This window comes from Pedobacter sp. HDW13 (assembly GCF_011303555.1).
GTDB lineage: Bacteria > Bacteroidota > Bacteroidia > Sphingobacteriales > Sphingobacteriaceae > Pedobacter.
This window is the reverse complement of sequence record NZ_CP049868.1, coordinates 11,527-23,588: the sequence shown is the minus strand read 5'-3', so window position 1 is coordinate 23,588 and position 12,062 is coordinate 11,527. Positions and strand designations below refer to the sequence as shown.

Sequence of the window (12,062 nt, the reverse complement as noted above, 5' to 3'; positions counted from 1 at the left end):
CGCTTCTTAACGTACAAGATCCAAATACGCCAAGGGCAGACTTGTTAGAACAGGCCAGATCAGTGTATAAACCTGAATAATTAATATCGTAATCAAAGGTTGTTCCTGTAACAATGGTCTGGTATACGTTGCCATATACGGCATCATAACAGGCTTGTCCTGAAACTGGGGTTATTTGTGGACCCGCAAACACTAAATTCCTACTTGTTAAAACTAAAAACAGTAAGCATAGAGGCAAAATTGTCTTCATGCGCAACAACTACTTCAAGAAATATATTTACAATTAGGGGACGGACGGATCAAATGTAACATTTTTTTTGCAAAAGCAAAATGAAGCAATCCTTCATCCTCTATTTCTCCTCTGGAAAGATTGTTTCATGCTATCGCTCAATGCGGCTGCTTCGTTCGCAATAACAAATTGGTATAGTCATTACGAGGCTGTCATTTGCTGCTATAAGTCTGTTAGATAGTTGCTTATTTAGATTTGTTTACTCGTTGATTACTAATTACCATAAGTAAAAGAAACTCTTGGCGCTATTTCAACATAACCATTATCTTTAAAATAAGCCACAAAGTAAGTGCCCGAAGGGCTATTGGCAGGCAAAGTTAGTGTTGCACTTCCGGTGGCAACGCCATTGGTATATTTCCAGGCGGTAGCATAATTACTGGTGCCCGGTACTTTGCCGTTTTGATAAATACCAACCCAGGCCTGAGGATCAGCAGAGCCGTTTGCAAAATTTACCGTAATCGTTTCTCCCGTTAAATAAGCAGTTTTGTTTACCCCAACAGTTGGCTGTACGGTTGTAATCGAAAAGGTAGTAATTACACCTTTATGATCAGAAGGCCATGTTCCGGTTGGAATAACAAAAGGATTGGTGTAAGTGGCATCTTCGTAACCCTGACCACGAACAATAGAACCAGAAGGCCCAAATACAATCGATTCATCAACACTCACTCTATCGTTGTTATCTGCGTAATAAATATAATCAATACGGTCTCTTTCATCTGCATCCGGTGCCCAAACTAGCGACGATAAACTGGCACTGGTGTTAAAAGCTGCCCAGGTAAATCCGGGAGCGAGTACAGGATTCGGATTTTTGACCCGGTACGAATCTTTATATCCTTTGGCATACAAAGCCACACTGCCTTGCCAGGGCACAATGGTCCCATGATGATCGAACAGATTTTTTTGAGCATCAACCCAGTCTAAATGCGAAGGTTCGTTAAAATCTCCGCCCAATATCACAATTCTTCCGCTTTCCCTTTCCAGCTTTGCATCGTTAATAAAGGCGTTTATTTCTTCATCTCTGCTCGATTGTAAGTTCGAAGCCAAAACCGCATTTACATCTGTAACGGGTTGGCTTATTTTTTGAAAGCTGTTACCATCATAACCTCTTGGCAGGTAACAGGCATAATTTAAATAATCTAAATGCGCCGAATATACTGCAACCTCTGTGTTAACATTAAGCTTAACAATGGCTTTATCAAACGAATTGCCATATATACCCGCTTTAAATGAAGCGATCGGATATCGGGATACAATACCCACATTATCATCTTTAAACGAATAAAATGTAAGGTTTTTTTGCTGTAATGCCGCCACAATTCTGGCGCTAAAATTTGTATTGCTGTAATTACGTACTTCACTTAAAGTAATAATATCGGCTCCCGATTGTACAATCGCATCTACAATACCATTAAAGCCTCCAGCTACCTTTGTACCCTCTTGCCAAACATTTAATTGCAAAACTTTTAGCTTAATTGGGGTTGAGGTAGAAGTGGTCTCGAGCGTTTTGGGTTTAAGCGAGCTTGTATTGTTTGCTGCAGTTAACGATTGGTCTTTTTTGCAGCTCATAAAAAGCAAACCGGTTAGGCAAATAACCAAGTAATTATTTTTCATAATTTTTGTGGAGATAAAATATCCCAGGCATCCATTATCGGAAACCTGGGATATGATGAGTTAAGGTAATGTAGTTAAATTAACACTTGGTGCTGTACCCGTTGCCGTTCTGCTTAAAGCGGTGCCATAACTGGTATAGGTTGCAAAGAACCCCCCGTTTTTAAGGTAAAAACTATTGCCCGTTACACCACCCTGGTAATCCATCCGCTGCTCTGCCGATGCTGTAGCATCATAACTAAAACTCGCATTGGTAACCTCTGTCCAGCTGCCTGCACTGGTTTTGTACCACTGGTTACCATAATTACAGCTTCTTTGTAAATAGCCCTGATCGGGATTAAAGTTTTCGATAAACGAATATACACCAGTTAAGTAAGCTGTAGTATTCGGACGTTTCCACTGAGCCAGTACTTTCCAAACGCCGTTTTCGGGCGCATAAAACCAGGCCGTATAATCAGAGCCACCAGCACCATCAGGTTTACCTTGCAATAAGAATTTATAAGTTGTACCGGCAACCCAGCTAAACAACATGTACGATTGGCCTCCGGTGCCTTCGCCGCCAAAACCGTTGGTGGTTACATCGGTTCCTTTTCTAACCAGGGTAGTAGAGCCTGTTGATGGATCCCAAACCGAAAATAAAACCCTTCTTTCAGTAGCCGAGTTTACCTGCATACCAAAATAACCGCCGCTAAAACCATCGGCCATAAAGTACGAACCTATTTTATCCTGTCCGCTCGGAACATTCAGTTCGCTGTAAAACCATTCGGTGCCCGATGGTACGGTGTAATTTAAGTGGCAGGATGGGCCTCTTCGCGACCAGTAATAATCTGCAACCGTGTTGGCATATTGCACGTTCGATGCAACTACAGGCCCACTGATTACGAGGTCAGAAATATCGCCAAAATAGCTGCCTGTTTTACTAACGCCTTGAATATCTACCCTAACATAACCGGTCGCAGTAATATTTACAGTGCCAATGTTGGTGGTGGTAGCCGTTGTGCCGGTAATGGTTTTGTTAAATACAGTTCCGTTAACAGTTACTTTAATGTTACTGCTGCCCGAAGGTACAGTGCCTTTTACAGCTACCGTTAAGCTACCTGTAAGGCCTAAACGAAACCAAACACTGGTAATGGTACTGGCCGAGGTCCAGTTGTGCAGGCCCGTATCATTAATTAATCCGCCGGTGCCCGCAGTATAGGCGTTACCACCTAAGCCTACGTTTAACGAGGTGCCACCTAAGCTTTCGGTAACTGCAATGTTGTTTTTAATTTCTGCAGCTGCGGTGTCTTGTAAGGTTTCAGTTTTTTTACAGGAGAAAAGGACAAGCAATAATAACATGCTTGTGGCAAATGAAGCTGTTTTTTTCATTTTTTGTGATTTTGGTTAGTATATGGTTTATTAATTAAGTTGCACTTACCCAATCGTCTTGTAAATACAAGAGATCATTTTGCTTAACCTAGCCCCATTCTTCAACTGGAAATACCTTGCCTGTGTGCAGGCAATTAAGATTGCTATAACTTAGCCGCTAATCCGTTTTTGTAGATTGTAGCGCAATAACAGAAGCTTTTTGCTGCTAACCTAAAGTCAAGTTAACCACTGGCAGCAGAAAAAAAATAAGTTTCTAAGCGCAAACGTTTGCCTGTTTACAACTTATATTTCTAAATAAATCCAACTACATTTTTTTATAGCGCAAATTTTATTCTGGTTGTAGTTTTAAATAGGGAAGAATCGAAGAGAAATGTTGAGGGCTATAAAATGGTGTTGAAAATCAATTAATTAATAAATTTTTAGTTGATTTTTTTAGCCTTGTTTTTGATTAAGGGCAAACGTTTGTGTGAAGAATTGTTAATTATCCACTATTTTATTAGTTATTTATTATTTTAACTTTGACTAGTCTTATTGATCATTGTTTTTGATTCAATAAGGTTATAAAATTTTTCAATTACAAATGTAGTTTGCTGTGCTATGAAATTATTTTCGCGATTCTTTTTTAACCTGCTGGTGGTGATGTTACTTTTCTCTTGTAAGAAACAAAAAACGGAGGCACCCGTTAAAGAACCCTATGTGCAGTTTATTAATGTACAAATAGCCGGGCAAAATCTGGAGATAAAAGGTTCGATTGATAAAAACAGAAATATATTTAGTGGAAGCTGGACAGGTATTGGTTATGGAGATGGCACTCAAAAAGAGATGTACACCGTAAATGTAACTGTACCCAAAACATTTTTGAATACTACCTTCGATTCAAGGCTTCAATTCCGGATTTTCGATATAGAAAAAAAGGAATACAAGTTATCAGGCAATGATCCTTACAAACAAAGTTTTGCAAGCAGTATTTACCTAGTTACTAATTTGGGCGTGGCCGATTCAAAAGTATATACCACTAACGAAACAAAGCCACCATTCAAAGTGCAAATTACCAGATACGAAAAACCTAAGGATAGTGGTGTGCCTTTTGTTGGCGGTAAAATAAACGGAACTTTGTATAATGCTAAGAACCTGCAAGATTCGATTGTAATAAAAGATGGCGTTTTTGATGTTAGATTCTAATCGCTATTTCTCTCCAGTTGCGAAAGAAAACGGGCTAAACAATCATTCGTTCATTTGCTGGTTGTTTAATGTTGTAGTCATTTTTAACAACTCGTAAAAAAGTCTACATTTCTTTTCAGGTGTTAAAAAATTATAGCGGTATGAAACACATAAGAGATAAATTAGGGCTTTTGCAAGCAGCACTTGCTGGCCTGTTAGAAATGCCCAATGGAACTTTCAGTTTGTACGAGCTCGGTTTGCTTAATTTAAATAGCCAGCAATTAGTCACAATTTCTGACATTGAAATGCTGTTGCAGGAAGAGCAAACCATCGAACCAACTGCTGCCATAAGTATTAGAGCAGATCAATTGCAGACAGCAGTGCTCAAAAAGATGGGGCAGCGTTTAGAAGAAGTTGGTTTCTAGCATAATAAATTAAGCCATAAACTCATTGAGCTTCAAAGCAACTACATTAAAAAACAACGCTTGTGGACCTTAATTACCAATTTAAAAGCGAAAACCCCAGCTGGAACCAGGTTAAAGGCTTATTTAGCAGTACTCGAATTACAATGCCTCGAAAAAAGTGAGCGTTTTGGTTTGGATAAGCAGACCGAGCTTACTTTTAAAATTACGTTGTTAGCGCAAGAATAGAAGCTGCTGCGGGAAATTGTAGGGTAATTTTAATAACAAAGGGTTAATTAATGGCGCTTGCATTCACATTCTAATCAATTCGTTATATTGCTAATATGAAATTTAAATCTACGCTTTTGATTTTCAGTTTGCTGATTATTTACTTAAGGTAAGTTTGATGCAGGCTGGCATTCCAAAATAAAATCAGTTATATGTTTCCTATTTTTAACTCCAACCATGTTACAACAATTTTGCAGCTATAACAACTGGGCCAATTCAATTCTGCTAACCACTTTAAAAGAGCAAGCCAATATATTGCCCCAATCGTGCATCAATCTCTTTAGCCACATCATCAATGCACAAATGATTTGGTTGTACCGCATTAATGACGAGGTGCCACCAGTAAGCGTTTGGCAACAGCACGATCTCGAAACCTGTAGCAGGTTGTTGGCCGAAAGCGGGCAGGGGTTGGCCGCGATCGAAAACCCTGATGATGATTTGTTGCCCTTGGTTCAGTATCAGAACTCTACGGGTAAAGCCTTCCAGACTTCAATTCCTGATATTTTGCTGCATGTTTTTAATCACGGTACTTACCATCGCGCGCAAATTGCAAAAGAAATGAAACTGAACGACATTGATCCGGTTAACACTGATTATATCCAGTTTGTGAGGCTAAAATCCTAATTTAAAGTGATGTTTGAAACGAACCGAAAAAGATATGGGATTGACTCAGAATAGATTAGCGGGAAACATGAGCGGGAATTTGATTTGGTTTTATTACATTTGCAACAGTATTAAAAAAATTATCCTTTGAGTCATGTAATCTCATTTGCACATTCATGTTAAATGATCTTTCCAAATCTGGAAGGGAGTAATTACTATATCTTTTATTTTTACTGATTACAAGATGACTATTTCACAAAAATATGGTCGTACGTATCATTATCCGTTTTCGCCGGGAACAACCAGCGACGACAGGATACAGCACGACTATTGGGATAAAATACAACAGATCCCAACATTGATACATACCGAAAAATTAGACGGCGAAAACAATTGCCTGTCCCGATATGGAGTTTTTGCACGTTCGCATGCAGCGCCAACTACTTCACCCTGGACGGAAAGTTTAAGGCGTTTCTGGCAAATGGTAAAACATGATCTGGGCGATCTGGAATTTTTTATAGAAAATTTATACGCCACACATTCTATTGCTTACCGTAAACTCGAACATCATTTTTATGTTTTCGGCATCCGCGAGCATGGCCGTTGGCTAAGCTGGGAAGAAACCAGATTTTATGCAAAACTGATTGATTTACCTACGGTGCCGGTGCTTAAAACAGAACAAACACCGGTTAATCAGAAACAATTTGAAACCGAAATACTGACTTTGGTTTCCGGGAAGGGTGCTTTTGAGCCGTTTGATGTTTACGAGAACAAAGAAACAACCATGGAGGGGATTGTTAGCCGCAATGCTGAAGGCTACGAGGTTGATGCCTTTGCCCAAAATGTATTTAAATATGTAAGGAAAGGACACGTTAAAACCGACGAACATTGGACCAGGAACTGGAAACGTGCAGCCTTAATTAACGAAGGAGGTAAAAATGTGGACCTTTAGCGAAAATAAAAACTGGGAATACCTCGAAACACAGTTCGACTGGGTGAAACGGATGAATGGTGTAGAGCAGGATAAACGTTATCATACCGAAGGCGATGTAGCCATACATACGCAAATGGTTTTGGCTGCCTTGCAAAATAAAGCTGATTTTAAAGCCTTACCGGCTCAGGAGCAGGAAATTTTGTGGACAGCAGCGCTGTTGCACGATGTAGAGAAGTACAGTACAACGGTTTTTGAACCCGATGGAAGCATCACCTCCAACGGGCACGCACGTAAAGGTGCGCAGTTTGCCCGTAAACTACTGTATTTAGATGGTAAAGTGCCTTTCGCCATTCGCGAGCAGGTTGTTGGCCTGGTGCGTTACCATGGTTTTCCGATCTGGTTGTTCGAAAAGCCCGATCCGCTAAAAGCTTTGGTAAAAGTAAGCATGGAAGTAAATACCCAATGGCTGGCTTTACTGGCAAGCGCCGATATGCTTGGCCGTATCTGCATTGATCAGGAAGATATGTTATACCGGATAGCCTGTTTCGAAGAATTTTGTAAAGAGCACCAATGTTGGGGGCAGGCACGCCAGTTTATCTCTGGTGAAGCCAAAATACATTATTTGCAGCACGAAGACAGCTATCTGGATTATGTACCTTTTGAGCAGCCATTGGCCGAGGTGGTTTTAATGAGTGGTCTTCCCGGTGCAGGGAAAGATACTTTTATTAAGCAGCATTATGGCGATTGGCCGGTTATTTCATTAGATGCCATCCGTGTAAAATGGGGCATTAAAGCAACTGATAAGGCTGGTAATGGCAGGGTAATACAAGAGGCCAAAGAACAAGCTCGGGTGTACCTGCGCAAGCAGCAGCCTTTTGTGTGGAATGCAACCAATATTACCGGGCAAATGCGTGTGCAGTTAATAGAGCTTTTTAATACCTACAAAGCCAAAGTGCGCCTGGTGTATATCGAAGTGCCGCATCAGTTGTTATCGCAGCAGAACAAAAACCGCGATGCTGTGGTGCCTGCTATGGTTTTAGAGAAACTGGTACATAAGTTGGAAGTACCGGCTCCCTGGGAAGCACATGAAGTAATTTACCAGATTAAATAATTTTATTGATTACCTAAAATGCAGGTGATTAAGCCGGGGTCTTTTAATAGATTCCGGCTTTATTTAATTTGCACGTACTTTAGGAAGATGATCAGCCACATTTAAGATAAAAGCAATAAATTGCAAACAAAACCACTTCAGTGAATGATCGGATCTGAAAAATACCTCGAAATATTTAGTAAGGCTGTAAACCAGCTCAATCAGGAACAGCTAAAAGAAATGCAGCTCGAAGTTGCTGTAGTTGAAGTATTGGACTGTGTTTGCGTAAAAATATTTAAAAAGGCATGGTGTAGCCCAAACGAAGATCCTTTATTGGCCAAAACCCGGATATTTTTTTCCGTTTGGATAAGCGAAGCAAGCAACCGCGAACAAAAGCTGTTGTACAATATCCACGCATTTAAATTGAGGCATTTGGCTGGTTACACAATAGAGAGCAGAAAATTTGCAGACTCATTTAGATACGATTTTAAAACATTGGAGCAACAATGGCCAAATGTAAGCATAAAATATGGTCCTTTAACTTTAATGGAAGGCTGGGTGAGTTTCGAAGGTAGAAATATAGAAGAGGAAATTCTTGTGCTTGCTAACAATTTTTTAAGTGTGGCGCCTTTGGTTGATACTGCACTGGCCGGGTTTAAAAGCTAAGTATGTTTATTGGTTCATTCGGTATTACTTCATCACTCATGTGTTTTGTAGCCTAACCAAGCCTTCATTTCAAAGGGTACCCGAAATTTAAAAGCCTGTCACCCTGAGCGTAGTCGAAGGGCAGTGCCTCATTGTCTTCGACTTTTCACCATTAAGTAATTAAGCACATTAAGTTTTGGTTCTGCATCCAGACCTCCAACCCCGATCTCCCGACCTCCGACTTTAGTCTTTTTGTAAAATAAACAGGCATTATTATTGTTTAAGGCAGATGAACATTGTTTTTGTTAAAATTAGCGTAATTTTAAATCATAAAATCGAAACAATTTTAGCTTTAATTGATTTAAAGAAAATGCATTTCCTTCAAAACAATAAATTATCCCAGCCCGAATACGCTCATGAACTATAAACAATTGCAGGAAGATGCAGCCCGGCATGTTAGCCATTACTTCCAAACCCATAACGATCCGAGGTTGGTTTACCACAATTTTGCACACACCGAAGAAGTGGTTAATGCGGCGCAGCAAATTGCCAACCATTACCAGCTAAGTGAGCAGGATTTCTTCGTGGTAACCGTAGCAGCTTACTTTCACGATACCGGTTATTTTGAAGATGCATTAAACCACGAAGCAAAAGGGGCTGAAATGGCCGATCATTTTTTGGAGAAAAATGGGGTAAGTGCAGATGTGCGTGAGGGTGTTAAAAGTGCTATTTTAGCCACAAAAATTCCTCAGCAACCAACCAACCAAACCGATAAAATTCTTTGCGATGCAGATCTTTTCCACCTTGGACTGCCCGATTTTCGAAAAAAAGGAAAGTTAATGCACAAAGAAGTAGAACTGATTTACAAAAAAGACATCAGCAAAACCGAATGGCGCCAAAAAGATATCCAATTTATGGAATCGCACCATTACCTTACCGATTATGCAAGCCTGTTGTTAAGCGATCAGAAACAGGCAAACATCGCTAAATTAAAAAGTAAGCTTACTGCCCAGGAAGAAATCAGCACTGAGCTGGCCGAGACCGAAAATTTTGCACCCGAAGTAGTAACCGGAAAGAAAAAGAAAGATAAAGACGACAGGCCTGATAAAGGTATCGAAACCATGTTCCGTATTACCTCGGCCAACAACCAACGCCTTAGCGATATGGCGGATAATAAAGCACACATACTGATTACCGTAAACTCCATTATGCTTTCGCTAATTGTGAGTTTGCTGCTACGCAGGCTCGAAGATCATGGCAATCTGATTATTCCCACTTTTATTTTACTATTAGTTAGTTTAACCTGTGTGGTGGTTTCTATTCTATCTACCCGTCCATCTATCCCAAAAGGAGAATTTACCAAAGAAGATATGGACAATAAAAAAGTGAACCTGCTGTTTTTTGGTAACTTTTATAAAATGAGTTTGCCCAGTTATACAGAAGGAATGATTAAGGTAATGAACGATAAAGACTTTTTATACGGCACCCTAATTACCGATGTGTACTCGCAGGGTGTGGTTTTGGGCCGTAAATATAAACTCATTCGCCTGGCCTACAATATTTTTATGTGGGGCTTAATTGCCGCAGTATTTGCATTCGTTATTGCTTACGCAGCTTACGGTAAACTTTAATGGAACAAATGATCGAAACTACTTTCTTTAACCGCGATTTAAGCTGGCTAAAATTTAACGAGCGCATTTTAATGGAAGCCGAACGCAGTACGGTGCCATTATTGGAACGCATTAAGTTTTTATCCATATTTTCGTCTAACCTCGATGAGTTTTATCGCGTACGCATGCCTATTTTACTGGCATTAGAGAAATTGAGTAACCGCGAAGATAGTGACATTAAAATCGACGATAATTTATTAAATACCGCTAATCAGTTTATTACCGATCAACAGCAGCGATATGGTAAAGTGCTCCGTACACAACTTATTCCCCAGCTTAAAGAAAATAAGATAAACTTAATTTACGGTGAGCCCATTCCAGCCCAAATTGAGCAAAACCTTACCTGGTACTTTTTAAGTCAGGTAATGGCCTTTTTGCAGCCCGTTTATTTAAAAACTGATAGCGGTTTCTTTCCTTCCAACAACGAGTTGTACTTTTTGGTTACGCTAAAAAAAGAAGAAGAAACCGAAACGATAATTTTAAATATCCCCTCTAATCAGTTGCCCCGTTTTTATAAAGTAGATACGGCTGATGGTATATTTATTGTTTTTCTGGATGATATTATCCGCTTTCACCTAGATAGGATATTCCCCGATCAGGAGGTTAGCGGTTGTTACAGTTTTAAAATTACCCGCGATGCCGAGCTCGACCTGAAAGATGAGTACCCGGGCAGTTTATCCGATCAGCTGGAAAAACAGCTTTTAAAACGCGATTTAGGTCTCGCTACCCGCTTTTTGCATCAGCCCGGCATTCCGGATGAAGTAATGGACCGGTTGAAGAAGCTTTTCAATTTAAAAAAAGCCAACAGGATAGAAGGAGGGCAGTATCATAACCTGAAAGACCTGATGTCATTCCCGGTAAATTTGCCGAAACTATCGAATGAGAACTGGCCAAAAATATGCAATACCGATTGGATAACAGGTTCCTTAACTGAAGCCATTTACCAAAAAGATATTATTGTACATACCCCTTACCAGAGTTACGACAGTATTTTGCGCTTTTTTAACGAAGCCGCAATTGATGCCGATACGCGTGAAATATACGTTACCCTTTACCGTGTAGCCAGCGATTCGAAAATTGTGAATGCACTCATCAGCGCAGCCAAAAATGGTAAGAAAGTTACAGTTTTGGTTGAGCTTAAAGCCCGTTTTGATGAAGCCAACAATATTAAATGGGCAAAGAAAATGCGCGAGGTTGGTGTGGATATTATTTACAGTGTAACAGCTTTAAAAGTACATGCCAAGGTAGCGCTGGTTAAACGTCAGGTTGGCGACAGGATGCATTACTCCGGATTATTTTCTACCGGTAATTTTAACGAAAGTACCGCCGCATTTTATACCGATCATGTTTTAATGACGGCCAACAAGGAAATGCTACGCGAAGTAGAACTCCTGTTTATTTTTCTGGCCAAAAGGGTAAAACCATCCGCTTCCGATCTGATTCATTTTAAACACCTGCTGGTGGCGCAGTTTAACCTTCAAACGGTTTTTCTGGAGTTAATTGATCGCGAAATAGCACATGCCAAACAAGGCAAGCCTGCAGCAATAACCATTAAAATGAACAACCTCGAAGAAAAAGTTTTGATTGATAAACTTTATGAGGCCTCAACAGCAGGAGTAAAAATTGATATGATTGTACGCAGCATTTGCCGTCTGGTGCCTGGTGTGCAGGGAATGAGCGAAAACATTAAGGTTACCCGCATTGTAGATCGTTATCTGGAACATGGCCGTATTTTTATATTCCATAACCTGGGTAAAGAAGACGTATTTCTGGGTTCGGCCGATTGGATGAACCGCAATATTTACCGCCGCATTGAAGTCTGTTTCCCGATTTACGATGCACAGGTTAAGCAGGAAATTATCGATATCGTTGCCATTCAAAAACAAGATAACGTGCAGGCTGTTTGTATTGATGAACACATGGAAAATATACCTGTAGAAACGATTGGTACCCCGATAAGCTCGCAGCGTGGCATTTACCAATTATTAAAAAACAAACATTAAAT

The 12,062-nt window shown here is 40.0% G+C and carries 11 protein-coding genes; 9 read left to right on the top strand and 2 right to left on the bottom strand.

Going from position 1 to position 12,062, the window contains the following annotated elements; genetic code table 11:
* Window positions 1–502: 502 nt before the first annotated feature.
* Window positions 503–1,900 (bottom strand): endonuclease/exonuclease/phosphatase family protein, encoded by a 1,398-nt coding sequence (locus G7074_RS00100; protein ID WP_166205946.1) that lies wholly within the window; start codon window positions 1,898–1,900, stop codon window positions 503–505.
* Window positions 1,901–1,960: 60 nt separating this feature from the next.
* Complete coding sequence (locus G7074_RS00095; RefSeq protein WP_166205943.1) at window positions 1,961–3,265, bottom strand: DUF5077 domain-containing protein; 1,305 nt, start codon at window positions 3,263–3,265, stop codon at window positions 1,961–1,963.
* Between the two features lie 597 nt (window positions 3,266–3,862).
* Here G7074_RS00095 and G7074_RS00090 point away from each other — a divergent pair.
* From G7074_RS00090 to ppk1, 9 genes are all read left to right on the top strand, one after another.
* A complete protein-coding gene (locus G7074_RS00090) occupies window positions 3,863–4,447 on the top strand; it encodes a DUF5025 domain-containing protein (protein ID WP_124558600.1) in 585 nt (194 codons plus the stop codon).
* 140 nt (window positions 4,448–4,587) lie between these two features.
* On the top strand, window positions 4,588–4,851 hold the full coding sequence (locus tag G7074_RS00085) for a hypothetical protein (RefSeq protein ID WP_166205940.1): 264 nt from the start codon (window positions 4,588–4,590) through the stop codon (window positions 4,849–4,851).
* 60 nt (window positions 4,852–4,911) lie between these two features.
* Window positions 4,912–5,076: a hypothetical protein gene (locus G7074_RS00080; RefSeq protein ID WP_158673984.1), complete on the top strand. Its 165-nt coding sequence runs from the start codon at window positions 4,912–4,914 to the stop codon at window positions 5,074–5,076.
* Window positions 5,077–5,292: 216 nt separating this feature from the next.
* A complete protein-coding gene (locus tag G7074_RS00075) occupies window positions 5,293–5,739 on the top strand; it encodes a DinB family protein (RefSeq protein ID WP_124558598.1) in 447 nt (148 codons plus the stop codon).
* A gap of 223 nt (window positions 5,740–5,962) precedes the next feature.
* Window positions 5,963–6,670, top strand: a complete 708-nt coding sequence (locus G7074_RS00070; RefSeq protein ID WP_124558597.1) for an RNA ligase family protein — start codon at window positions 5,963–5,965, stop codon at window positions 6,668–6,670.
* Complete coding sequence (locus tag G7074_RS00065) at window positions 6,657–7,763, top strand: AAA family ATPase (protein WP_124558596.1); 1,107 nt, start codon at window positions 6,657–6,659, stop codon at window positions 7,761–7,763. The genes G7074_RS00070 and G7074_RS00065 overlap by 14 nt, the downstream gene beginning before the upstream one ends.
* Before the next feature lie 144 nt (window positions 7,764–7,907).
* Window positions 7,908–8,408, top strand: coding sequence for a hypothetical protein (locus tag G7074_RS00060; protein WP_124558595.1), 501 nt, complete (start codon window positions 7,908–7,910; stop codon window positions 8,406–8,408).
* Window positions 8,409–8,803: 395 nt separating this feature from the next.
* Entirely contained in the window at window positions 8,804–10,018 is a 1,215-nt protein-coding gene (locus tag G7074_RS00055) for a Pycsar system effector family protein (protein WP_124558594.1), read from the top strand.
* Window positions 10,018–12,060 (top strand): polyphosphate kinase 1, encoded by a 2,043-nt coding sequence (ppk1, locus tag G7074_RS00050; protein WP_240916418.1) that lies wholly within the window; start codon window positions 10,018–10,020, stop codon window positions 12,058–12,060. Before G7074_RS00055 ends, ppk1 begins: the two co-directional genes overlap by 1 nt.
* Window positions 12,061–12,062 lie beyond the last annotated feature (2 nt).